Origin of the sequence: Gelidibacter algens (assembly GCF_001678675.1) — a bacterium.
Lineage (GTDB): Bacteria > Bacteroidota > Bacteroidia > Flavobacteriales > Flavobacteriaceae > Gelidibacter > Gelidibacter algens.
Genome location: NZ_LZRN01000043.1, coordinates 1 through 25,551, shown reverse-complemented (window position 1 = coordinate 25,551; position 25,551 = coordinate 1). Strand labels below are relative to the sequence as shown.

The 25,551-nt window shown below is 39.3% G+C and carries 21 protein-coding genes; 16 read left to right on the top strand and 5 right to left on the bottom strand.

Going from position 1 to position 25,551, the window contains the following annotated elements; genetic code table 11:
• The first annotated feature begins 216 nt into the window (after nt 1–216).
• The 5 genes from A9996_RS15960 to A9996_RS15940 all read left to right on the top strand — a co-directional run bounded on the left by A9996_RS15960 (nt 217) and on the right by A9996_RS15940 (nt 7,654).
• The gene (locus A9996_RS15960; RefSeq protein ID WP_083993992.1) at nt 217–1,368 is read left to right on the top strand and encodes a T9SS type A sorting domain-containing protein; all 1,152 of its coding nucleotides are present in this window, start codon (nt 217–219) and stop codon (nt 1,366–1,368) included.
• 339 nt (nt 1,369–1,707) lie between these two features.
• Nucleotides 1,708–3,165, top strand: a complete 1,458-nt coding sequence (locus A9996_RS15955) for an FAD-dependent oxidoreductase (RefSeq protein ID WP_066437412.1) — start codon at nt 1,708–1,710, stop codon at nt 3,163–3,165.
• A gap of 192 nt (nt 3,166–3,357) precedes the next feature.
• Nucleotides 3,358–5,202, top strand: coding sequence for a PLP-dependent aminotransferase family protein (locus A9996_RS15950; protein WP_066437372.1), 1,845 nt, complete (start codon nt 3,358–3,360; stop codon nt 5,200–5,202).
• A 61-nt stretch (nt 5,203–5,263) separates the two neighbouring features.
• Nucleotides 5,264–5,932: an RluA family pseudouridine synthase gene (locus A9996_RS15945; protein ID WP_066437367.1), complete on the top strand. Its 669-nt coding sequence runs from the start codon at nt 5,264–5,266 to the stop codon at nt 5,930–5,932.
• A 225-nt stretch (nt 5,933–6,157) separates the two neighbouring features.
• On the top strand, nt 6,158–7,654 hold the full coding sequence (locus tag A9996_RS15940; RefSeq protein WP_066437364.1) for an MDR family MFS transporter: 1,497 nt from the start codon (nt 6,158–6,160) through the stop codon (nt 7,652–7,654).
• A gap of 70 nt (nt 7,655–7,724) precedes the next feature.
• On the opposite strand, the gene A9996_RS15935 is transcribed toward A9996_RS15940, so the two are convergent.
• Nucleotides 7,725–8,648 (bottom strand): mechanosensitive ion channel family protein, encoded by a 924-nt coding sequence (locus A9996_RS15935; protein WP_066437360.1) that lies wholly within the window; start codon nt 8,646–8,648, stop codon nt 7,725–7,727.
• Nucleotides 8,649–8,793: 145 nt separating this feature from the next.
• Between A9996_RS15935 and A9996_RS15930 the strand changes: the two genes are divergently transcribed.
• The 6 genes from A9996_RS15930 to A9996_RS15905 all read left to right on the top strand — a co-directional run bounded on the left by A9996_RS15930 (nt 8,794) and on the right by A9996_RS15905 (nt 13,386).
• Nucleotides 8,794–9,840 (top strand): flavin monoamine oxidase family protein, encoded by a 1,047-nt coding sequence (locus A9996_RS15930; RefSeq protein WP_066437357.1) that lies wholly within the window; start codon nt 8,794–8,796, stop codon nt 9,838–9,840.
• A 64-nt stretch (nt 9,841–9,904) separates the two neighbouring features.
• A complete protein-coding gene (locus tag A9996_RS15925) occupies nt 9,905–10,477 on the top strand; it encodes a GNAT family N-acetyltransferase (RefSeq protein WP_066437354.1) in 573 nt (190 codons plus the stop codon).
• Nucleotides 10,478–10,872: 395 nt separating this feature from the next.
• Nucleotides 10,873–11,205 (top strand): ArsR/SmtB family transcription factor, encoded by a 333-nt coding sequence (locus tag A9996_RS15920; RefSeq protein ID WP_066437351.1) that lies wholly within the window; start codon nt 10,873–10,875, stop codon nt 11,203–11,205.
• Between the two features lie 37 nt (nt 11,206–11,242).
• Nucleotides 11,243–12,130 (top strand): arsenite methyltransferase, encoded by an 888-nt coding sequence (locus A9996_RS15915; protein WP_066437349.1) that lies wholly within the window; start codon nt 11,243–11,245, stop codon nt 12,128–12,130.
• 103 nt (nt 12,131–12,233) lie between these two features.
• Nucleotides 12,234–13,013 carry a HipA family kinase gene (locus A9996_RS15910; RefSeq protein WP_066437347.1) on the top strand — a complete coding sequence of 260 codons (780 nt, stop codon included), beginning with the start codon at nt 12,234–12,236 and terminating at the stop codon, nt 13,011–13,013.
• On the top strand, nt 13,003–13,386 hold the full coding sequence (locus A9996_RS15905) for a DUF3037 domain-containing protein (protein ID WP_066437345.1): 384 nt from the start codon (nt 13,003–13,005) through the stop codon (nt 13,384–13,386). Before A9996_RS15910 ends, A9996_RS15905 begins: the two co-directional genes overlap by 11 nt.
• A gap of 258 nt (nt 13,387–13,644) precedes the next feature.
• Here A9996_RS15905 and A9996_RS15900 read toward each other — a convergent pair whose 3' ends face one another.
• Nucleotides 13,645–15,060 carry a glycosyltransferase family 2 protein gene (locus tag A9996_RS15900; RefSeq protein ID WP_245905335.1) on the bottom strand — a complete coding sequence of 472 codons (1,416 nt, stop codon included), beginning with the start codon at nt 15,058–15,060 and terminating at the stop codon, nt 13,645–13,647.
• 415 nt (nt 15,061–15,475) lie between these two features.
• Here A9996_RS15900 and A9996_RS15895 point away from each other — a divergent pair, with 415 nt between their 5' ends.
• On the top strand, nt 15,476–17,332 hold the full coding sequence (locus A9996_RS15895; RefSeq protein ID WP_066437338.1) for a monovalent cation:proton antiporter-2 (CPA2) family protein: 1,857 nt from the start codon (nt 15,476–15,478) through the stop codon (nt 17,330–17,332).
• 118 nt (nt 17,333–17,450) lie between these two features.
• On the opposite strand, the gene A9996_RS15890 is transcribed toward A9996_RS15895, so the two are convergent.
• The 3 genes from A9996_RS15890 to A9996_RS15880 form a co-directional block, all read right to left on the bottom strand.
• The gene (locus tag A9996_RS15890) at nt 17,451–18,185 is read right to left on the bottom strand and encodes a flavodoxin family protein (protein ID WP_066437335.1); all 735 of its coding nucleotides are present in this window, start codon (nt 18,183–18,185) and stop codon (nt 17,451–17,453) included.
• Between the two features lie 246 nt (nt 18,186–18,431).
• Nucleotides 18,432–18,929: a mechanosensitive ion channel domain-containing protein gene (locus A9996_RS15885; protein WP_066437333.1), complete on the bottom strand. Its 498-nt coding sequence runs from the start codon at nt 18,927–18,929 to the stop codon at nt 18,432–18,434.
• A 150-nt stretch (nt 18,930–19,079) separates the two neighbouring features.
• Complete coding sequence (locus tag A9996_RS15880; protein ID WP_066437330.1) at nt 19,080–19,364, bottom strand: hypothetical protein; 285 nt, start codon at nt 19,362–19,364, stop codon at nt 19,080–19,082.
• Nucleotides 19,365–19,654: 290 nt separating this feature from the next.
• Here A9996_RS15880 and A9996_RS15875 point away from each other — a divergent pair, with 290 nt between their 5' ends.
• From A9996_RS15875 to A9996_RS19960, 4 genes are all read left to right on the top strand, one after another.
• Nucleotides 19,655–20,074: an HYC_CC_PP family protein gene (locus A9996_RS15875; protein ID WP_066437329.1), complete on the top strand. Its 420-nt coding sequence runs from the start codon at nt 19,655–19,657 to the stop codon at nt 20,072–20,074.
• Nucleotides 20,075–20,206: 132 nt separating this feature from the next.
• On the top strand, nt 20,207–23,989 hold the full coding sequence (locus A9996_RS15870) for an efflux RND transporter permease subunit (protein ID WP_066437326.1): 3,783 nt from the start codon (nt 20,207–20,209) through the stop codon (nt 23,987–23,989).
• 71 nt (nt 23,990–24,060) lie between these two features.
• The gene (locus A9996_RS15865; protein ID WP_111625964.1) at nt 24,061–25,230 is read left to right on the top strand and encodes a TolC family protein; all 1,170 of its coding nucleotides are present in this window, start codon (nt 24,061–24,063) and stop codon (nt 25,228–25,230) included.
• Between the two features lie 150 nt (nt 25,231–25,380).
• Nucleotides 25,381–25,530 carry a hypothetical protein gene (locus A9996_RS19960; RefSeq protein ID WP_157487236.1) on the top strand — a complete coding sequence of 50 codons (150 nt, stop codon included), beginning with the start codon at nt 25,381–25,383 and terminating at the stop codon, nt 25,528–25,530.
• The last annotated feature ends 21 nt before the right edge of the window (nt 25,531–25,551 follow it).

Here is a 25,551-nt window from a genome sequence, read left to right as displayed (position 1 = left end):
TTCTCAACGAAATCATCTGACTATCCTTTCTCAAAATCCTCGCACATAAACCTTTGGTTCATCACTTTTTGCTATCTTAGTTGCTATGCAACAACACCTTACAGGAACACCTTATAAAATAGCTGGACAAAACTCAAAGGCAAAACAAAATACTACAAACCAATAAAATTATTTTTAAAATCTCAATAGATCAGGCAATAATAAATACACATTTAAATGAAAAAAGCATCAACTATAATGTTCCTCTTATTTGGTTTATTACAAATAAGCGCTCAAACAGCAACTGATATCACAAACCTACAAGCACCTACCTTAAACGAAACCTCTGGTCTTATTTTTTATAATAATAAGCTAATTACTCATAATGATAGTGGCGGTGACGCAAATTTATATGAAATTAATACGAGCTCAGGTGCTATAGAAAGGACGGTTACAATAAAAAATGCTACCAATGTTGATTGGGAAGATATCGCACAAGATGCTTCTTATATCTATATTGCTGATATTGGAAATAACAGTGGAAGTAGAACAGATTTAAAAATATATAAAATTTCAAAAGATGATTATAAGGATGCGGACAATACAGCTACACCGGAAATTATTTCATATGCTTATGCAAATCAGGCAGATTTTACCCCAAATTTAAATACTAATAATTGGGATGCTGAGGGACTTATTTCCTATGATGATAACCTCCTGATATTTTCTAAGAACTGGGTAGACAACACGGTTAATGTTTACGCAATTCCAAAAACTAGTGGTCAAGCACATCGTGCAATTTTAGTAAGCAGCTACAACACAAACGGACTTATAACTGGAGCGGACACCTCTGCTGATAGTAATGTGATTTTTGTTACGGGATATAGCAGTACCGATGCCCCATTTATGTTTACAATTCATAATATCCCAAACAATAGCTTAGATATATTTTCTGGCACAGTCTCAGATAAAATATCAAATATAGTTCCATTAGGCAACCAAGTAGAAGCTATTGCACTTTTTGAAATTACAACAACCAAGCATCGTTTATATCTTTCAAATGAGAAATTTGTCGCTTCTGTTGGGCCAATAACAATATCTTTTCCTGCAAAATTATGGATCATCGATATTGACACTGATGCAATAGCCTTGACTGTTCCAGATCTCGCTTCAGATTTTGCTGTAAACTGTTACCCAAATCCATTTGACAAAATATTGAAATTAAGTGAAAGAGTAGATGAAATAAGTATTTATGATTTATCTGGAAGAAGAATTACAAAACAGCATTTTGTAGAAGAACTTTCATTAGAACATCTTAATAAAGGGTTTTATATTGCCCATATTAAAGTTAAAAACTCTAAAAGTGTTATGAAAATAATAAAAAAATAATACGCTTGTTTAGGTTACCTGATCAGTGAAAATTAGCTTTGACGCTATTGATAAATAAGTGTTGCATAAAAATCGCTAAACAATAAACGGAAAGACAAAACTCTATAGTAACTATCAATGTACATCTTCAAAAAGTTTTGCATATAATTCTTAAATAGGTCCTCTGGGAAAAAGACTGGATAACATCTCGTATGGGCTATCTAGAAAACTATAAATTTGCCACGTCAAATTGTATAACACTAATGAACGTCATTCCTATTATACAATTTGGCACAATACAGGTATGTTGGCTACTTATTTCACATAGTGGGAACCTACATCAAAATAAACAAAGAAAAAGTGACAAAGGTCAAAAATGAAAAGGCGAGCTGGACTGTGTGCCCCGAATGTCATGGACACGGCAAAAAAAGCCGTAGGCTCCGTAAGAAAGTCCGACTTAATTACCAGAAGACATTAGAACAATTTGAAAAATCAAATGGCGAAGGGACGGCCCCGATGCGTCCTAAGAGGCACTTAGATTCCTGCTTGAACTGTTCCGGATCTGGGTTGGTTCCTTCTAGTAGTCCGCCTTTAGCGGATTCAGTAAACTACCCACACATTGCTATTATTGGAGGTGGTTTAGGAGGCGTGGCGCTGGCTGTGGCTTGCTTGCACCGCGGGGTTCCTTTTACCATTTATGAACGTGATAGCAGTTTTGATGTGCGATCTCAAGGCTATGGCCTCACATTGCAACAAGCTAGTAAGGCAATTGAGGGTTTCGGTATTTTCTCTTTAGAAGAAGGGGTGATTTCAACACGGCATGTGGTCCATACGACCGATGGTAAAGTGATTGGGGAATGGGGAATGAGAAAATGGATGGAGCAAGAATCGACACCATTCACAAAGCGTACCAATGTGCATATTGCACGACAGTCTCTGCGCTTAGCGCTGTTGGAGCAACTCGGCGGACATGATGCGGTGCAGTGGGGACACCAATTGGTGGATTTTCAAGACTGTAAGGATGAAGGAGTGGCTCTTAATTTTCAAGTGAATGGGAAGATGAAGAGCGTCAAAGCAGATCTTGTGGTTGGGGCCGATGGGATTCGCAGTACGGTGCGAAGCTTGCTGATTGGTGAAGAAAGTACCCCTTTGCGTTACCTGAACTGCATGGTGATATTGGGAATTTGTCCTTTGGAGGCTCTCGAAGGTCATGACAGTTCTTTGCTAGACTCGGCCACGGTTTTTCAGACTGCGAATGGCCATGAGCGCATCTACGTGATGCCCTATGACTCAGACTCGGTGATGTGGCAATTGAGCTTCCCAATGCCAGAACAAGAGGCTCAAGCGTTGAGTGCCCAAGGACCTCAACAACTCAAAGAAGAAGCATGTCGTAGAACGCAGTGGCACACTCCCATTCCTCAAATTGTAGCGGCTACCCTAGAAACGCAAATTTCTGGCTATCCCGTGTATGACCGAGAATTACTCAAGTCAGAATTATTAGAGAAAGCTGGGCCAGTCACGCTCATCGGTGATGCGGCTCACCCCATGAGCCCATTTAAAGGACAAGGAGCCAATCAAGCTTTATTGGATGCGTTGGTGCTGGCTCGGGAGATTACAAGAGGATGCAAACCCTTATCTCAATGGAGAGCAGTTGGCATAAGAAAAAGTGTATTAACTGCCTTTGAAGCAGAAATGTTAAAACGCAGTGCCTCCAAAGTGAAAGATTCAGCAGCCGCTGCACAGTTTTTACATTCGGAAGTTGTCCTCCATGAAAGTGATGAGCCAAGAGGACGCTGCTTAAAGAGAAAAGATGCATGATTCTCGCTATCATTAAGTCTTGCTTTACAATCAAATTTTCTTTCCTAAACCTCGGAATGGTCACAATCCATGCTAGTCAGAAGTTTGTCTAATTAAACTACAGGTCATCCAAAGTTGTCACAAAACATTGTGAATCCCTTTTTCTAAAAAATCTAATTGTGGTATCTTGCAGGCCTATTTAAAAGAGAACTTATGAAAGAGATCAACATGCTGAATTTTATTAAAGATGTATTAGACCATATGCCAAGTGATTGGTTAAATCTAACCACGCATCGCCTAGATATTTATGATGAATCACAGGCCAAAACTGAATTCTTAAAACAGTTTGAAACCTTGTATAAGGCCAATAACTCCGAAACCTCAGCACTAGATAAATTACCTACAGCTTATGACTATATTCGGTTAGGTCATCCCCTATCTTGCATTTTAGAATGGGGAATTGCCCATATCAATAAGCTCCACCCAGATAACGTTATAAGTTTTTCATCTCAAACGACTCCTATTTTGGCCGTTCTGAGAAAAAATTTATTAGATCATAAAAACACTCAAATTATTTATAACGGTGACTTGCCAGCTTTTTTTGATGCTGACATAGTAAGGCGTGTTTACGGCTACACGTTTGAATTGAAGAAGGTTGAAAAGACCACAGCTATTCCTGAATTTAACGGCACCACAATCTTCATTTCAAAACATGAAGACATCAGTGCTATTGAACTCAGCCCAACGATTGACTTTTCCGTCAGCCTTCTTGGGCACCTTGGAAGTATTTTAGTCGTCAATGGTGAACAGAATAAAAATTACATCTCAGAAATTCAACACGTTAGGCGAAGAGAGACCATCGCCATGACACCAGCCGATTGCCTTGCTGCACTAAAATTGTTAGTAACGCAATCTTCAGTAGAGAATGAACGCAAAAATCTTGAGGCAAACAAATCAAGCGTGTCAACATCGATTAAAGAGATTACCGGCACCACTACAATGCCTCTAGTTGCTTCCAGCGGATTATCGATTCAATATGCCATTATGATGGGGCTCATTCACGATGCTTTAGAAAATCATAAAGGAAAAACTATCAAATTTATTGTTCCTCCCAATTGTTATGGCGGAACTAATGACCAAGCCAGACGGGTTGCTGCGTGCCTTGATACTGTTGAAGTGGTGGATTTACCAGTAGATGGCGATAACGAAATGGTGCAAAGCATTGATAGAATTTTAGATGACATTGCTAGTGAAGATGCAGTGCCATATATCATCGCTGAAATTCCAACAAACCCTAGAGTTGAAGTTCCCAATCTCTTAAAATTGAAGGCCGTTCTTACAAAGGAACGTAAAACGAGTAAAGGCGAAATGGCTATCGATCCCGTTTTCATTTTAGATCAAACATTTTGTCCTAATGTCCACTTTTTAGGTGATGGAGAAATACTCTCAACAATGAGAGCCATTTCATATGCTAGTGGATCAAAATTTCCAAGTGGCGGACAATGTACTGCTGGCTACTGTGTTGGAAATAATAAAGCAGAAGCGTTGATGGAAAAAATAGAAAAGCATCTAGCGCTTTGCGACAATGAGGCAACAGCGCTGCAATATGAAATTTTGGCCAAGCAATTGCCTTCAATGAATCAACGGATCATTGATGCTTATAAAAATACGCGTGAGTTTGTAGACTTCATCCACGACACTTTACCGGCCGCAAAAATTAATTTTGTTTCAGAAGAATTGGCTGACGAAGGGTTCACCCCTTCTGTGTTTTCATTAGATCTGCCCACAAAAGGACATACAGATGAAGAAAGAGAAACGTATAAACGGGCGTTGAATTTGAAATTGATCAATTTAATGATTTCAGAAATTCCTAATGAAAGCAAGTTCTGTGTGAGTTATGGGCAGTTAAAAGGGTGTTATTGGACCATCCCCGCAACCTCTACTCAAGGCACCACTAAAGAAGGCGACAAAGATTATATTGTACGTGCCTCGCTTTCTCCCAATTTGGATCTTGAGCTCCATAAAAAAGTCTTTTTACAATTTGTTGAAGAAATCTAAGCCCCTTGTAACTGCTTCTTGAACCTATTCACAGTCTTTTGAAATTTAAAAAAAACCGCAAATGCCAAATCTTGAAATTGTACATGAGAACAACGATTATATCGTCGTCAATAAAATGGCTGGACTCATAAGTGAAAAAAATCCTTACGAGGAGTCCACAGTTGAGGATCAGGTGTTTAATCACCTCCTAAAAAACAAACAAAAGCCTTATGTTGGAGTCATCCATAGACTAGATCGCGTGACCAGTGGGGTCATGATTTTTGCCAAGAAAAAAAGCATTCTTGTGGAATTTAATACGCTGTTTAGTAGTCGGAAAGTTCAGAAATCGTATTTGGCAATTGTTAAAAACAAGCCACTAAAGAATAAAGAAAACTTAAACAATTTTCTCGTCAAAAATAACTTAGAAAAAAGAGCAGATATCGTCCAATCAAAATCAAAAGACGCTGTAGAATGCCTTCTTTCCTATCAGGTTATAGACAAAAATGACTTCGGGTATCTTTTGGAAATAAAGCCAAAAACCGGTCGATTTCATCAAATAAGAGCGCAACTAGCACATATAGGACTCCCCATTATTGGAGATGAAAAATATGGTTCAGATCAAGACTACTTGCCTTTATCCGTATGCCTTCATGCCTGGAAATTAACCTATCAAGATTCTGGTTCTAAAGAAATTAAAACCTATGAAGCACCCTTGCCAAAAAATGATTTTTGGTCCTTCAAATCTCTCTAAACTTTACGGGTAAAACAGGGTTATTTAAATGTCTTAACTATTATTCTGCAACGTGGACTAAAAATCTCTGTTTTAGATGCTGAATTAGAGGCAATCAAACCTATTCTACTTGTCAAAAAATATGTTCTCATTTCTATTTCATAGCCAACAATAAAGCCATTTGAGGAAAAGATTTTTCTATTATGTTTTAACTTTGCCCACAAGAAAATAATAAGAATTAGGTTTATGACTAACGAACATCAAGGCCAAACAAGCAGGGGTTGGATTTTGGCCGCCTTAATGCTGACAATGGCTTTGGCTGCAATGGACAGCACCATTGTAGCTACCGCAATTCCACAAATTGTGGGCGACTTGGGTGGGTTTTCATTGTTTAGTTGGCTGTTCTCTATTTACTTGCTCATTCAAACCATTACAATTCCCATTTACGGAAAACTTGCCGACATCTACGGACGAAAACCTATTCTCATTTATGGGGTCATTGTTTTTCTCTTAGGATCTGCTGCTTGTGCTGGTGCGTGGAACATGGTAAGTTTAATTGGGTTTAGAGGACTTCAAGCGGTTGGTGCCGGTGCCATTATGGCGACTGTAAACACCATTGCAGCTGACATCTATACGTTGGAAGAACGGGCAAAAATTCAAGGTTGGCTTTCCAGTGTTTGGGGCGTTTCGGCTATTTTGGGACCTACATTGGGTGGCGCGCTAGCTGATTATGCGTCTTGGCGTTGGATATTTTTGATCAACATTCCTGTAGGGATTGGATCTATTATAATGATCAGCATGTTTCTGAAAGAAAATAAACCTACAAAATTCATAAAAATTGATTGGCTTGGTGCCCTTGCATTGTTGATTACAGGGGGCTTTATTATGTTTGGTTTGATGCAAGGCGGACAATCATGGGCGTGGATATCCTATGAAACGCTGGCTTTTACAGGTATCGCTACCCTTTTAGTCTTTATAACCATGAAGATAGAATCGCGTGCAGAAAGCCCTATTTTACCGAGATGGGTATGGCGAAAACGCGTTCTTGTGGGTGCTAATTTGGCGACTATCGGAATGGGTTGTCTGACTATGGGCCCAAATATGTTTCTACCGGTTTTTGCCCAATCAGTAATAGGTGTGGGAGCTATTACAGCAGGTTTTATATTGGCCAGCATGAGTATCACGTGGCCTATTTCTTCTTCTTTTTCTGGGAAACTGTATCTGCGCATTGGGTTTAGAAATACAGCCCTCTGCGGAATTTCATTGGTAATCATAGCCGTGTCGAGTTTCTTGCTCATACCCTATCCTGGTTCTGTTTGGACTTTAGTAGCCATCCAACTCCTCATGGGGGCCGGTTTCGGATTGATCTCCACACCCTTGATGGTTGGTGTGCAATCTACTGTAGACTGGGGCCAAAGAGGTGTTGTTACCGGTGCCAGCATGTTCTCAAGGTATTTTGGACAAAGTTTAGGAGCCGCCCTTTTTGCCGCTGTTTTCAATTCGGTATTACTTGATAAATTAACGGATGCTCCCGCAAATTTACAAAGCGCTTTACCCAAGGTCAATCAGGTGGTAGAGGTGTTACAATCTGCCAAAGCAGACAATTCAGTGCAATCTTATTTGCAAAACGCTTTTTTTGACTCGACACACACGGTGTATATCGGTTTGCTGACCGTCGGGTTGCTCACATTGATCGTTTTATTGTTCACGCCAAAACATTTTGGTAAGATTGATAAGTTTTAGAGAATAAGCTTGAAATGTTTTTAGTGCAATCCCTTTTACCAAACAACACTTTTGAAACGTAATTCAATTATTAACGGCGTGTTCCCTCAGGAAATTTAACCTTATCTGGCGCTGCGTTAAGCATCGGCAAGACATGTTTCAAAATACGGTTGCGACGTCCTGTAGTGTCTCGAGGTTCTACCGGATACGAAATCACGGCTTCCATCCATGCAAACTCATTGATCCTAAAATAGACTGCTGGTTCCCACTGGTCAAAATTATGTTCTGCAATTTTTGGATATTGTGTATTAAAATCGTCTTTTGAGGCTTTCAACAAACATGCTTCCACAAACTGCAAGTCTGTTGTATAGGCTACCTGAATGGCCGTTTCATTCCATATAAATGGAATTTGCGGACCAGAATAGTTTATAATTTCTTCCCTCAAGATCATACTGTTGGGAAATCGGATCACTCTTCCACTTGATCTGTCATTGCCAAGATAATCACCATTACACTCCAAAATTGAAGTATCCAAATAGCTTATCTCTACCACATCGCCACGAAAATCCTTGATCTGGATGCGATCACCCACAAGGTATGAGCGTCTAAAAATCAAATAGATCCAAGCAATGAAAGAAGCGATGGGCGCCTGCAAAGCGAAACCCAAAATCAAGGAAATCAATCCAAAGCTGACGGCCGCTGCATATAAGTTTTGAAATAAAAACGAAGCGACAACAATTAGACTGAATACAATGGCAAGAAACCTTATGATCCGCAAAAGGTTATACCGGTCTCCTTCAAGATGCTCTTGCGTGTTGACCACCTTGATAATGATTTTACTGACCAAAAATATTAATGAGATCAAAAATAAGCTCAAGGCCAGCTTTTTCATAAGGGGAATGTAGGTTTCCCAGGGGTCAAAAAAAGTCAAGTCCAACACATAATAAAAGATAATTAACAGCGCTGCCATGGCTCCGTAAATTGCGATCGACCGTTTGTTTTTCTGAGCTTCCATAATTCTTTTTTTCTACTTCAACATGTGAAAATAACACTTCTGATGAAATTAATAGCGCCTTTAATTCCAAAACTATAAGAAACCGCTCTTATCTTTTATCATTGAACGAGCGCACGTTTAGGGTACACTTCATTATTTTTGTAACATGATTATTATAATTGGAGCAGGCCTATCAGGTCTTTTAACTGCTTACCGTTTAAAAACCGCAGGCATACCGTTCAAAGTGCTGGAGGCAAGGACGAGACTTGGCGGAAGGATCAATACCGTTTACGGAACAGACACTACGCCTATTGAAATGGGTGCCACCTGGTTTGGTGATTACCATAAACATCTCATAACATTGCTTGAAGAATTGGGTATCGGATACTTTGAGCAATACATGGAGGGCACTGTTTTCTTTCAGCCTTTTTCAACTTCGCCAGCACAATCCATACAAATTCCGAGCCAACCGCCCAGTTACAGAATTTCTGGCGGCAGCTGCAACCTTATCGATACCTTATATCAGCAACTGGACAAGAACGACGTCTTATTGAATCAAACGGTGACTGACATTAAATTCGGTAAAAATTCCGTGCAGATTAAAGCGAATGACATTTTTGAAGGCAGTCACGTTATATTGGCCCTCCCGCCAAAGTTATGGTCAAAAAAAATACAGTTCGAGCCATCTTTACCCTCCAATTTGAGCAACATCGCACAACACACACATACATGGATGGAAGATTCAATTAAGGTTGCCCTGTCTTATGCTGAGCCATTTTGGCGGCAAGAGCATCTGTCGGGAACCTTGTTCAGCAACACAGGCCCCGTCACAGAATTTTATGACCATTGCAATCACGACACCTCCACATACGCACTTTGTGGGTTTATCAATTCGTCATTTAAACATCTTGATGAGGGAGACAGGCAAGCAAAAGTTATGGCGCAACTAAAAGCTGTTTTTGGAAGCAAAGCAGAAAGTTTTATAGATTATAAAGAATGTATCTGGAGCAATGAGAAACACACCTTCACAGCATCTGACACGCCTCTTTTCCCACATCAAAACAACGGCAATCCAATATTCAGTCAGTCTTTTTATGAAGGCCGATTATTAATCTCTAGCGCTGAATCAGCTTCAGTGTTTCCCGGATATATGGATGGTGCAGTGCATGTAGCCAATGTGACGGCTAAAAAAATAATAGACGAGACCTATTAAGCCTAGCTGTTTTTTGGCAAGCGTTAAGATTCAACTTGTATAAACCTCAACACTATCTTTACTAATGACCATAAGAAAAGCCATTTTATCAGATGCCGAACGTATCGCCAGCTACTTAATGTTGGCTATGGAAGACATTGTATATGAATTTATAGGTCAAACGGATCCTGAAAAAGCAAGAGACTTTTTACTCCATTTTGTACAATCAGAAAACAACCAATACTCCTATCAAAACTGTTTTGTGCTTGAAGAAGACCATCAGGTCATTGCGGCTATCAACATCTATGAAGGCGCAAAATTAGAGCAATTCAGAGCACCCATAAGCCACTACATAAAAGCAAATTTTTTAAAGGACTTTAACCCAGAAGATGAAACCCAGGCTGGGGAATATTATATAGATTCCTTCGGCGTAAACCCAGACTACCAAGGTAAAGGCATTGGCGCTAAGATGTTGCAGTATATAATCATGACCTACGTCCACCAAAAGAAACAAACACTCGGACTTTTGGTGGATGAAAAGAATCCAAATGCCCAAAGACTGTATCTAAAAATGGGCTTCGAACCTGCTGGAGAAAAGATATTGGTTGGCAAGCGCATGCTTCATCTTCAACTGAAACCTAGCCCCCTGTTGCACTAAACAGCCTGAAAGCCTGTTACATTTGTGAGAATTATAGCAACTAATTATTCTTGTGTTTTCAGGGAACTAGAGAATCCGCGAAAATCCGTGAAATCCGTGTCAAAAATTGTAGATGCGAAAGCGAGATGAACTAAAATACCAAGTTTACTTAATCTGAGAACAATAAAAGAACCGCGTTTCAAATCGGATTCTGCTGAGAGAAAAGTCATAGACATTCTCGAAGGTTATTCATCCTAGAAGAACTGTTTACCGATTTAAGCATCGCACTTTCTAAAGTTGTAAAATTCAATTTAAATTCAGACTTTATTTTTTCAAAAGCTTTCAAACAAACTAAAAAATACTTTTGACCGGAACTCTATTAATCGTAATATTGCAATAAAGTAATTTATTAGATTATGGGCATATCAAAAACGGAAATATTTACAGACCAGCAAAACGAGATTTCACGCTTCGCCAAAGCGTTTGGTCACCCTGCACGAGTGGCGATTTTACAACATTTGTTCAAAATTGACGCCTGCGTTTGCGGAGATTTGGTCAATGAAATCGGGCTGGCACAACCCACCATTTCCCAACACCTCAAAGAATTGAAACATTTGGGCTTGATTAAAGGAAGTATTGAAGGCACACGAGTTTGTTACTGCATAAACGCCAAGAATTGGACTGCTATGAAACAAATCATGTTGGGGTTTCTGAATCAGGATATCTCGACCAATGAAGAGTGCTGTTAAAAACACAGATTGTATCATCGACATAACAATAATTAAAATGAAAAAAGAACAAGAATTAAAAGACATCGTCAAAGCGCGTTACGCTAAAATTGCTGAACAAGGAAAAGCTGAAAATGCCGCCTCATGTTGCGGTGCAACAACGCCTTCCAACAAAATTTATAATATTATGATGGACGATTATTCTGAAACCCAAGGCTATATTGAAGATGCTGATTTAGGTTTGGGATGTGGACTTCCAACGCAATTTGCTAAAATCAAAAAAGGAGATACCGTGATTGACCTTGGCTCAGGAGCAGGCAATGATTGTTTTGTTGCACGACATGAAACTGGCGTTGAAGGTAAGGTTATTGGGATTGACTTTACCCCAATAATGATTGAGAAAGCACGAATAAATGCAGAAAAACTAGGCTACAATAATGTGGAATTTAGAGAAGGTGATATTGACGCAATGCCTATCAGCAATGACGTTGCAGATGTAGTTGTCAGTAACTGCGTACTGAATCTCGTGCCTAATAAGCAAAAAGTGATTGAAGAAATCCATAGGGTTTTAAAACCAGGTGGACACTTTAGCATTTCAGATATTGTTTTGGTTGGCGATCTTCCTGATGCTCTAAAAGAAGATGCTGAAATGTATGCCGGTTGTGTGGCAGGTGCCATCCAAAAACCAGCGTACCTTCAAATGATTATAAACCAAGGTTTCCAGAATGTAACCCTTCAAAAGGAAAAACCAATCACCATTCCTGATGATATCCTTGTGAAATACCTTTCTGAAGAGGAAGTGAAAACATTTAATAAAGGAGCCACCGGAATTTTCAGCGTCACGGTTTACGCAGAAAAAGAAGGCACTACTTCAGAAAAACCAAAAGTAAAACTGTCTGAGATTTCAGAAAACACTGCTTGCAATCCGAATACCGGATGTTGCTAGGCTTAATTTAATAGATTGCTCAGCTTACCAAAAATACACTCTGATCTTAACATTGTATTTTTTTGGTGCCTGAGCAATTTACATTTTTAGTACCTTCGTCCTTATGAATGCACTCGATATTCGCACTGTAGATGTGGTGCAATATGTTACCCCTTTACGCGAAGGCGGCTCTTTGCCAGCAATTGTTAAGGCCAGCGACGGATTTATGTATGTCCTGAAATTCCGCGGTGCCGGGCAAGGTAAAAAGGCGCTTATTGCCGAGTTTATTGGTGGTGAATTGGCACGTGCCATCGACTTAAAAGTTCCAGAGATGGTTTTTATGAATCTTGATGATTCCTTCAGCAAAACAGAACCTGATGAAGAAATTCAGGATTTATTGAAGTTTAGCGTAGGTCTTAATCTGGGGCTGCACTTTCTTAGCGGAGCAATTACTGTTGATCCGTTAGTGACAAAAATTGACGGACTCATCGCTTCAAAAGTGGTGTTGTTGGACAGCATCATCAGTAATATTGACAGAACACCTAAAAATCCGAACTTGCTTTATTGGAACAAGGAATTGTGGATCATAGACAATGGAGCTAGTTTCTACTTTCACCACAACTGGCCCACTTGGGAAAACCATTTGACCAGAACTTTTCCGCTCATAAAAGATCACGTTTTATTGGCTCAGGCCACACAATTGCCTGCTGCCGCAACGAGCATTGCATTGACGCTTGACAGCGCCAAAATCAGTGCTATCATACAAAGTATTCCTGAAGAGTGGTTGGTAAATGAAGCAGATGACTTGTCTCCTGATGCTATGAGAGGCGCTTACACACGTTACCTGACGACAAAACTTTCAATGATTGACGTATTAGCTAAAGAAGCTCAAGATGCAAGATAAAGTGACTTATGAATATGCCATCATCAGGATTGTTCCTAAAGTAGAACGTGAAGAATTCTTCAATGTTGGTGTGCTTCTTTTTTCTAAGCGGAAGAATTTCTTGGGGGTAAAATATAACATCGATAAAAAGAAATTGGAAGCTTTTTCTGATGAGCTGGACGTTGAGATGCTGAAAGACCACTTAAATGCTTGGGAACTTATATGCGATGGCACTCCTGAAAGTGGCACCATTGGTCAGTTTGAAGTCTCTGATCGCTTCAGATGGTTGGCAGCTTCAAGAAGCACCATCATTCAAAGTTCTAAAACGCATCCCGGGCTTTGCACTGATCCGGAACAGGAACTGGAACGGCTTTTTAAAACCTTTGTTTTATAAGACTGTTCTTTAGTATCATTCTCCATTACACGTTTCTGCAATGCGTAAGGGAAATTTTCAAAACACAGAAACATAAGGTATTTAAGTACATTCACCTTTGGGGAAACGTTTGGATTTTGGTTCTGAAATATAGACTTTAGTACGTTTTTCACGGGAGACCTTTAAAATACTAAACGACTATTCAAACAGAAAGGGGATCACGACTTTTATTCAAAGCCGCAATCCCCTAACATATGCTGATGTTCCTAAGAACGTATGTTATTTATCTTCTGGCAGCTCACGAGTCAACCAACCTCTTTTACTTGCCGTCGCAATGGCATATGGGGTAATCCAAAACAATCCGAACGTATAAAGCACGCTATAGGAATAAGCCCAGAACGACTCCGATAATTTATAGCGTTTTGCATAAAATAATACTGGAAAGCTGGATAGAATTAAGATGCTGACAAATGTTGAGCTTATAAATAATACAGGATGCATTACTACGAAAAATAACATGAACACTAAAAATGGGTAACTCATGATTATTTTTGAAGACTGACTGATAAACAATAGACGCGTCCCTAATTTAGAACCTTCTCTAAAGTTTGTAAATACATATTTCGACATTTGAATATTTTCACGTACGTTACTTCTGCCCCATCTGATAAACATTTTATACAAGCCTTTATAGCGTTCAGGAACATTAGTGTAACAATAGGCGTTTCTTTGAAAAAGTACATGTTTTCCTTGTTTCAGGATCATGTTGGTCATGGCACGGTCTTCACCAATATCTGATGGTTGCCCCATAAAGGTTTGGTTGATCCAATCTTCCAAACATGCAAACACTGCTGATCTACGATAGGCCGCCAAAGCTCCAGGAGTACAAAGTACAGAGTTCAAACTACTTTCTGCAGAGCGTACAAATTCAAAACTCAATACAAAACTCACGTTTAGCATTTTAGGCAGTAACGCTTTCTCGTTGTTCAATACACGGATGTTTCCAGCTACTGCACCACATTTTTCATTTACGACAAACGGACTCACCAAATTTCTCAGCGTATCACTTTTTACTACAGAATCACTATCAACGGTTACAAAAACCTCACCAATACCTAAGTTGAATCCACGGTATAGCGCATGACGTTTTCCTTTGTTTTTGGGTTGTTTATAAATTGACAACCGATCGCCCAGTCTCTTTTTGGCTTCTTGCATCCAATACCAAGTGTCGTCTTTACTGCCATCATCAATAGCCAGCAATTCTAGTTTCCCTTCTGGATAGTCGCTATCAGCCAAACTCATCAAAGTATCCCAAACTTGTTTGCCTTCATTGTAGGCTGGTACAATTACGGTACAGGTTGGCAATTTTTCATCAGTAACAGATTCGACCGATCTGTAACGGAAATAAAGAAATAAGTTATAGATAAAAAAGCCCGCTTTAAAAATAAACAAGCCGGTGGCCACAACCAAAAATATAAGACCAAAAGTTGAATTGATACGGTCAGTTCTAAATTGTTGAAAATCATTTTGTAAATCAAATACCAAAAAACCAGACCCTATCATCAAAATAAAGGTACTGACCAACACGACAACACCCCATGGGTTGATCGATTTTGTATAAGATAAACTGTTAAAAAAGGACCCTTTTGTTGCAGTTTTATTGGCTGCCTCTAAGTTTCCAATGCTTTTTGACATTTTTAAGTCTTTAGTAGTAGATGAAATATGTGTTTCAGTGTTCATAGATATTGATGCAAAATTTAAGCAAAGTGTTTTGTAATGTTTAAATGATTCTTAATCAGTTTACATTAAGCAACTGCTATGCCATCTACAAACACCGCGGTTTTACACAGTTTTTAGTGTCAAGTGAGATTGAAAGTGTATACTATTTACACACTTATGGGGAACTTTACACAAAAGGGGACACAGTATCATAAGAATTTTTGTCTGGATGGTGAAGCCGATGAAGAACTAGTGATGACACTGCATAAACACAACATTGCAGGAAAGGCAAAAAACTCAGAAATTTTAAATTGGCATTACTTTTTGGAAACAGAGGTTATATTTTAGAAGTGGTTCTTTATATAAACAGTAATTTTATAAAAAATATGAGATGAGTGGAGATTTTCTTTTAAACGCTATAGTCTTTCTAGCTGGTGCAGTCATTTGCGTTCCCCTTGCCAAAAAACTAGGGCTAAGTTCTGTAATTGGCTATTTAGTTGGGGGGATGTTGATAGGGCCCTACATGCTAGGTTTTATCGGTCATGAAGGTGAGGATATCATGGAATTTGCTGAGTTTGGGGTGGTGATGATGCTCTTTTTAATTGGTTTGGAAATTGAACCGAGGAGCTTTTGGAAAATGAGAAAAACGATTCTAGGCCTAGGAGCAGCTCAGGTTTTTGGCACCATGGCACTCACCTTTCTCGCATTCTATGCCCTTGGATTAGAATGGAAAGTTGCCCTAACCATTGCCATGGCCGTAGCACTGTCATCAACAGCAATTACATTGCAAACAAACAAGGAAAAAGGATTGATGAATACCACTTACGGCGCTTCCTCTTTTTCCATCTTATTGTTTCAGGATATTATGGTAATTATTATGTTAGGAGCGCTACCGTTGCTTTCAAATGCTCCTTCAACACTTACGGAAGATCCTGCAGAAGCAGGCCATTCCAATGTACTGGATGATTTGCCATTGGCCCTCCATGCCTTGGGTATTTTCCTCTCCATTGTGCTCATCATATTGTTAGGCAGGTATGTGATTGTACCAGTTTTGAGACTCGTTGCACGCTCAGGCGTCAGAGAACTCTTAGTGGCCTCTGCCCTATTAATTGTAGTCGCCATCTCTTATTTAATGGGATTGGCGGGCTTAAGTCCTGCTTTGGGGGCTTTCCTTGGTGGCGTGGTCCTGGCCACGAGCGAGTTTAAACATGAATTGGAAAGCACTTTAGACCCTTTTAAAGGGTTGCTCCTAGGGCTTTTCTTTATGGCGGTTGGTGCATCCATTAATTTTATTGTGATTAGTGAGCAGCCGGTATTGATCATTGGTTTAGTAATTGGTGTCATTATCGTCAAAGCTTTAGTTCTGTTTATTGTGGGATGGGCTTTTAAACTGAAAATAGATCAGCGATTATTGCTCACGGTAGGTTTGGCACAAATTGGCGAGTTTGCTTTTGTACTGCTTTCCTTTGCGTTTCAACTCAACATTTTTACCAGTGCTGAACAAGACATTCTTTTGGTGGTTACTGCACTTACCATGACCGTCACCCCCATTTTATGGATTTTGAATGAACGGCTCCTTTTACCAAAAATCGGAACTAAAGAATCTGAAAAGCGCCCCATGGACAAGATAGAGAAACACCATAAAATTATCTTATTGGGGTTTGGTCATTTTGGAAGCACTATTGGAAGGTTTCTTCGTGCGCACGGCATCCAAGCCACCGTTATTGACTCTAACTCCAATCGGGTGGATTATTTACGCGAAATGGGCTTTGATGTGTATTATGGCGATGTGTCAAGAATTGATCTGTTAGAATCAGCAGGCATTGCAGATGCTGATTTTTTGATTTCAGCTATAGATGATCCAGATGTCAACATGAGTTTGATGCGAAAATTAAGAGCAAAATACCCAAAATTACAATTGATGGTAAGAGCGAAAAACCGCTATGACGCGTATGAATTTTTAAATATGGGTGTGCCCCACATTTATAGAGAATCGTTTGAAACTTCTGTAAGATTAGCCAGTGATTTACTTTATTTTATGGGATTTGATAAGAACGCTACTGATGAACAAGCCAAGAAATTCATCAAACTTGATCGAGAAAGCTTTAGAAGATTAGCCGTCACTTCCAAGGATAGAAAAGACTATATTTTTGAGGCAAGGAAAGAAATGGAGATGCAAGAAAAACTACTGGAAGAAGAACTAAATCTTGGCAGTAGTGATATTTCCAATCGTCAAACTGTACATTGAGTTCTTTATAAGAGATGATATATTTCGTCTTGAATTTTTTTTTAGGCTATTGTTTCAAGATAATTTAGGTACTGTGTTCAAAGGCCCAATACAAGAGTGCACTGCAATCAGCTTATCATTATCTATATTCAGGATTCTCGAATTCCCAACGTTTGCCATCATCCCAATCTTCCCGAGAGTTTCCGTAGCTTGGATATCCATCATTCGCTTTTAAAAGCGATGCCAAATGCAGTAAATTATAGGTCATAAATGTGGTGTTTCGATTGGTAAAATCGCTATCAAAACCAATAGGAGTCTTTAACTCTTCACCTTGCCATTCCGTATCCCCATAACTTGGGCCTGGACCAACTGCGCCAATCCAGCCACTATCTGCCTGCGGCGGAATGGTATAACCCACATGCTGCAAAGAGTATAAAATGCCCATTGCACAGTGTTTTACACCATCTTCATTTCCTGTAATGATACAACCCCCTACTTTTCCATAAAAAACATACTGTCCCTTATCATTAGTTTTACCGCTCATAGCGTAAAGTCTTTCAATTAATTTTTGAGCTTCAGATGATTTTTCACCAAGCCAAATAGGAGTCCCAACAATAAGTATATCTGCCGCCATGATTCTTTTATACAAAGCAGGCCATTCGTCCTTTTCCCAACCGTGTTGTGTCATATCTGGGTTAACACCACTAGCAACATCATGGTCCACCAATCTGATTTCATCAACCTTGACATTTTCCTTTGCTAGTATGGCTTTGGAAACATCCATCAAGGAGGCCGTATGACTTTTTTCTGGCGATTTTTTCAAAGTACAGTTAATGTAAATTGCACTCAAATTACTAAAATCTGGATTTTTCATAGGTTTTTAATTTAATAGAAACGACTCCATATTCGCAGTCCATCACTGTTAAATTTACAAAATTTTAGATTTGTATTAGAGTCAACGATTCGATTTATCTCATATTTTATATGATTTCACTTTCAAATCTTGAGCGTTATGAAATTTGTGTAACAGCACATTCTTATTAAAACCTAATTGACAACTCAATTTGAATTGCTGAAATAGCCTGTCTTTTTTTGCTGCAGAAACGAGCTTTGGTTGGACCTAATCATTTATTTTCTTTTTGATCATTTTTTGAATAAACACATTACTTGGGATGGTAATCTGTTCTCCTTCTTTTGTTTTAAGGATGATAAAAAAGACCCCAATATCGCTCACTCTTCCTTCGATTTCATAATCTTTGTCAATTATGGTGATCGTATCCTCCAATTTGACAGGGTGGTTAAAGAAAATAATTATGCTGGAAGTGATATTGGACAATATGGACCATTGCGCGAACAATGCTATGCCTAAAACGGTCAATAATGATCCTATAAAAACCGCTAGTTCGGACTGATCGACGCCCCAGATAATTAATATGACGATGAGACAGACTATAATATTGATCAGGTTAATAAGCTTCTTTATGATTTTCCCTCTTACTTTCTTCAGATAATTGTTGGAGACCGTCTTATTCACCAATTTTGTGGTGGCAAGGAGTATAAAAACAAACGCTAAAATCACCGCTATGGTCTCAATTATTTTCAATTGGGTTGTATCCATAATTTGACATTATTAAATTTTTCCTCAAATCAAGTATTAGAAATCCTAAATTTAGAGTACAATTTCCAAACAATCAATACCTCTCGATATATCGTTGAACCTTTTATAACGTCACACCAAAACTTATTTTAAAAAAATGATATATTTTGGTTATTTGTGTTCCTGCCATATGGAGTCGAGCTTTGATGATGTTTTTTTGACTAGCGAATCCAGTTTTTTAATCTTCAGATCTTCCATGTTTATAATGGAGTCCAGCTTCCCAACTTTATCAATTTCCGTGTTTATGACTGAATCTAAATGGTTGGCCTTTTCTGTAAGATTATTAAGTTGACTTTCAACTTTATTGGTCACGCTGGTGACGTTTTCACAAGATGCAAACAGTACTAAGCAGGCAGCAGCAAAAAGAATTGGATAGGCAGTTTTTTGTGTTTTCATTGTTTTTCTATTAGAATAAAGTTATTGAGCCACAAATATATGAATACTTCCCTTAATAATAGTTATACTATTATTTTATTAAGTATAACTATTAATTTTTGATTTGCTTAATTATAGAAAATGTGATATTTAACAGATGTCTCTAATTTTTTTAGATTGAATAAGTACGCATGATTCGTGTTTGGTTGGATGGCGTTCCTAAATAAATATATCACGAATTACATTTTTTAATGACCTAACAATTAGTTAAAAAGAACTCAAAACTCAATATTATTGCTAAATTTGTCTTAATGAAACAGTTTTTCCACAAATCAATGGCAGTTTTTATGGCCACTGTAGTTTTTATGACTACAATGTCATTTACTGTGGACATGCACTACTGTGGAGATACATTGGTTGATTTCTCGTTTACGCAACAAGTAGACACCTGCGGCATGGATAAAACACAGAAACCTTCTAGCTGTGAAAATCCCAAACTTGTAGAAAAATCCTGTTGCACGGATACCCAATTAATTAAGAAAGGTCAGGACGATCTTAAACTTTCATTTGATAAGCTAAGCTTCGAGCAGCAAGTTTTTGTTGCGTTATTCACCTATTCTTATAACAGTCTCTTTCAAGGAATCGAATCTCAGGAGATTCCATTTATTGATTATGCACCACCCTTTGTCGAACGGGATGTGCAAGTGCTGCACCAGACCTTCTTAATTTGATGTATTAGACAAACCCGATACTCATCGGGAAATAAGCCCAGCGGCACATCCGTTTTGGGCAAGTTTTGTTGTATCTTTTTTTCAAAACAACAACTGAACTGCTTTTGTATAACTGTCTAACATTTTTTTCATATGCTCAATAAAGGCATCAAGTTCCTTATAGAAAACAAACTGATTGCGGTGCTCTTACTCACACTCATCGTGGGTTGGGGAATTGTCAATGCACCCTTCAACATGGACACAGGCATTTTACCAAGAGATCCTGTAGCGGTGGATGCTATTCCTGATATCGGCGAAAACCAACAAATCGTCTTTACCAAATGGGACGGACGCTCACCACAGGATATTGAAGACCAAATTACCTATCCGCTTACCACCTCATTATTAGGGATTCCTGGAGTAAAGACCATCCGTAGTTCATCAATGTTTGGATTTTCCAGTATCTATATCATTTTTGATGAAGATGTGGAGTTTTACTGGTCGCGGAGTCGCATCCTCGAAAAACTCAATTCACTTCCCGCAAACTTATTGCCAGAAGATGTCAATCCAGCTTTAGGACCTGATGCAACAGGACTGGGACAGATATTTTGGTACACGCTTGAAGGTCGGGATAAAGATGGAAATGTTACTGGCGGCTGGGATTTACACGAACTGCGCAGCATTCAAGATTACTATGTCAAATACGGGTTGTCATCAGCAAGTGGCGTTTCTGAAGTGGCCTCCATCGGTGGTTATGTTCAGGAATATCAAGTAGATGTGGATCCTGAAAAAATGCGCCAATACAACATCGGTTTGAGTGCCATTGCAAAAGCAGTTAAGGAAAGTAATCAAGACATTGGTGCGCAGACCTTGGAAATCAACCAAGCTGAATATTTGGTGCGCGGTTTGGGTTACGTAAAATCAGTTGAAGACATTGAAAATGCAGTCATCACTTCAGAAAATTTTACATCTATCCGTATTAAAGACATCGCCAAAGTTCATTTAGGACCACAATCCAGACGCGGCATTTTGGACAAAGAAGGCGCGGAAGTTGTTGGTGGTGTTGTCGTGGCTCGTTATGGCGCAAATCCTTTAGAAGTGATCAATAACGTAAAGGATCAAATTGCTGAATTGTCATCTGGTCTTCCCAGTAAAACGTTGGCTGATGGGCGTATCTCACAAGTCACCATCGTGCCGTTTTATGATCGCTCTGAACTTATTCAGGAAACCTTATACACGCTCAATGAAGCACTAACGCTCGAAATTCTAATCACCATTCTGGTAATTATCGTCATGGTATTCAATTTACGGGCTTCCATTCTTATTTCAGGTCTTTTGCCAGTCGCGGTGTTGATGGTTTTTATCACGATGAAACTTTTTAATGTGGATGCGAACATCGTCGCACTTTCTGGTATTGCCATCGCCATTGGGACTATGGTGGACGTGGGCGTGATACTAGTCGAAAATATGATTCGGCATTTGGAGGATGAAAAATTACGCTTCCGTGAAAACGGCATTGAATACACGACAAATCAAATTATTTACAACGCAACTTCTGAGGTGTCAGGAGCCATATTAACGGCAGTTTTGACCACCATTATCAGTTTTATCCCAGTATTCACCATGGTGGGTGCTGAAGGAAAGTTATTCCGTCCGCTGGCATTTACCAAAACAATGGCGCTATCGGCATCCTTGGTCATTGCACTTTTCTTAATACCACCATTTGCAGCTTTTCTTTTCAGAAAAAGTAATATCAAGGTGCGTTCTAAAGATCTTATCAATAGTATTCTAATCATTCTCGGTATTGCAGCCATAGCTTTCGGATATTGGTTGGGACTTGTATTGATTGCTTTTGGTCTGCTACCTCTATTAAGAAGACGTAAAATTCTTCCCTTTGGGGAGATGCCGCAGGCAGAGGTGATCATCTCAGCCTTGGCAATTGTGTTCTTACTTGCTGAATATTGGCGACCACTCGGCTTTGACCGAAGCATTATCATGAATTTGATTTTTGTGGCGATTATTTGCTTCGGCTTGTTGGGCGCTTTTTCAGTGTTCCAAAGATATTATCAGAGCATTTTAAGGTGGGCCCTTCAAAACCGTTATCTGTTTTTAATTATTCCCAGCACGGTGTTGATTTTAGGTATTGTAATTATGCGCAACACTGGTAAGGAATTTATGCCAGCACTTAATGAAGGTTCGTTTTTATTGATGCCCACCTCTTTACCTCACGCAGGTGTGGAAGAAAACAAACGTGTCCTACAACAGCTCGATATGGCTGTGGCTAGTATTCCAGAAATCGAAACCGTAGTAGGAAAAGCAGGTAGAACAGAATCTGCACTTGACCCTGCGCCGCTTTCCATGTATGAGAATATGATTCAGTATAAGTCTGAATATATGCGAAATGCCAATGGCGACCGACAACGCTACCGTGTAACCGACGATGGTCTTTTTATGCTCAAGAATGACAAATTTATCATCAATCCAAACAACGACATTGATGAGGATGCCAATTATGAAGTGTCGCAACTCCAAACATCGGCATCTCACGACGATTTAATTGCAGATGATGATGGCGAATACTACCGAAACTGGCGACCCGAGATCAACAGTCCTGACGATATTTGGAATGAGATTATAAAAGTTACCAGACTTCCAGGCGTGACCTCTGCACCCAAATTGCAACCTATTGAAACACGATTGGTCATGCTCCAAACAGGAATGCGTGCACCGATGGGTATCAAAGTCAAAGGGCCAGACCTGAAAACGATAGAAGCTTTTGGATTGCAATTGGAAGACATTTTAAAACAAGCCGAGGGTGTTAAAGCACAAGCTGTGTTTGCTGACCGCATCGTCGGTAAGCCTTATTTGCTTATTGATATCAAGAGAGAGCAATTGGCGCGCTACGGAATTTCCGTTATGGATGTTCAGGAAGTGTTGCAAGTTGCTATAGGTGGAATGCCACTTACCCAAACGGTAGAAGGCAGGGAACGCTATGGTGTGAGAGTGCGGTACCCACGTGAGCTACGTTCAAATCCGGAAGATTTAAAAAGCATTTATGTTCCTGTTGAAGAAGGAAGTCCGGTGCCGTTGGGCGAGTTGGTTGATATCCGCTACGAGCAAGGCCCACAAGTCATTAAAAGTGAAGACACCTTCTTGATTGGCTATGTTTTATTTGACAAACTGGATGGTTTTGCCGAAGTAGATGTAGTGGAAAATGCACAGGCACTTATTCAGAAAAATATCGATAATGGCGATTTAATAGTGCCACAAGGGATCAGCTACCGTTTTACGGGAACTTATGAAAATCAACTTCGAGCAGAAAAAACATTGTCCGTGGTTGTGCCTTTGGCCTTAATTATCATCTTTTTAATTCTGTATTTCCAATTCCGTTCTGTTTCCACATCGCTCATGGTTTTTTCTGGAATTGCTGTGGCTTTCGCCGGCGGATTCATAATGATCTGGCTATATGGACAAGATTGGTTCTTTAATTTCAGCTTGTTTGGAGAGAATATGCGGGATCTTTTCAATATGAAAACCATTAACTTGAGTGTAGCCGTTTGGGTAGGATTCATTGCGCTTTTTGGTATTGCTACAGATGATGGGGTCGTAATGGCCACTTACCTCACACAGTCCTTTGATCGGGAAAACCCAACGGATAAAAAAAGCATACGGCACGCCACTTTGGAAGCTGCCGGAAAGAGAATCCGTCCGTGTTTAATGACCACAGTAACGACAATTCTGGCTTTATTGCCAGTACTCACCTCCACAGGAAAAGGAAGCGATATCATGATCCCGATGGCAATCCCGATTTTTGGCGGGATGATTATTGATATTACTTCTTATTTTTTGGTTCCTGTGCTTTATAGCTGGAAAAAGGAATACCAACTCAAGAAGAGCGAAAAGAATATAGCGTATAGACTAAAGAACGAAGCCTAATGAAAACTAATAAAAACATACCAGCAATTAAAGGAGCCTTTGTAATCTTGTCTTTTTTCTTTGTTTTAAACATGGAAGGCCAAGACTTACAATCCTTTATCAAAGAAGCCCAAAACAATAATCCAGAAATCCAGGCCTTTGAACTACGCTACAGTATCGCTGAAGAAAAAGTCAACGAGGCAAATTGGATCCCCAACACAGAAGTGAGCGCAGGCTATTTTGTGAGCGAACCAGAAACCCGAGTGGGTCCACAACGCGCACGTATTGGTTTTAAGCAAATGCTGCCTTGGTTCGGGACCATCACGGCAAGAGAGAATTACGCTTCTTCAATGGCCGATGCTGATTATGTGGAAGTCACTATTGCTAAAAGAAAACTTGAACTTTCGGTTGCGGAAACATATTACCAGCTCTATGAAATTCGTGCAAAACAACTTGTGCTGGAGGAGAATATTCAGCTCTTGGATACCTATCAACGCTTGGCGCTTACGTCGGTTGAAGTAGGGAATGCATCTGCAGTTGATGTCTTACGATTACAGATCAGACAGAACGAGTTGGTTCAGGAAAAGAAAGTACTGGAACAGCAAGCGTTCGGAATCCGGGCGGCGTTCAATAGCCTCCTCAATCGCGACCATGATGTCCCGGTTGAAACCGTTACTGAGTTACCATTGCCTGAGGAAGAAACTGCTTTTAGTTATGATGGGCTATCACTCAATCCCGAGCTGCTCAAATACGACAAGCTCTATGAATCTGTCGTACAATCTGAACTGCTTAACCAGCGTGAAAGCGCACCCATGATTGGGTTTGGATTGGATTATTTACCAGTAAGTAAAAGAACAGATATGGATCTTTTTGAAAATGGTAAGGATATCGTGATGCCAATGGTTTCAGTTACCATTCCAATTTTCAATAACAGATATAAATCCATTTCAAAGCAAAATGAACTCCGTCAGCAAGAAATCGAGTCCCAAAAAGACCAACGTCTCAATGTTTTGGAGTCTGCTTTTGCGAAAGCGATTTCACAACGTAATCAGGCTCGTATCAAATTTGAAACACAATCAAAAAACTTGAAACAAGCCAATGATGCTGAAGAAATTCTTATTAAAAACTATGAAACAGGAACCATTGATTTTAATGATGTGCTGGACATTCAAGAACTTCAATTGAAATTTCAGATGAACCAGATAGAATCCGTAGGAAACTATTACGTGCAGTCTGCCGTCATCAATTACTTAACCAATTAAAACTTTCTTTTAATGAGGTAATACGTTCCAAAAAATTGAGGTACTTATAATAAAACATTACGTAATGAAGAATCAGTCTGATATCATTAATTATTTAACGAACAAGACCTAACAGGTTTTGAAAACCTGTTAGGTCTAAATAACAACGCTATGAAATATCAACCCTTTGAAACAGGACATTATTTTCATATTTACAATAGGGGGAACAACAATGAAAATATTTTCTTGGAAAAAGACAATTACGCCTTATTTTTTGAAATTAATGAAAAAATATCTGCTTCACGTAAGCGACATTTATAGTTATTGTTTATTGCCAAATCA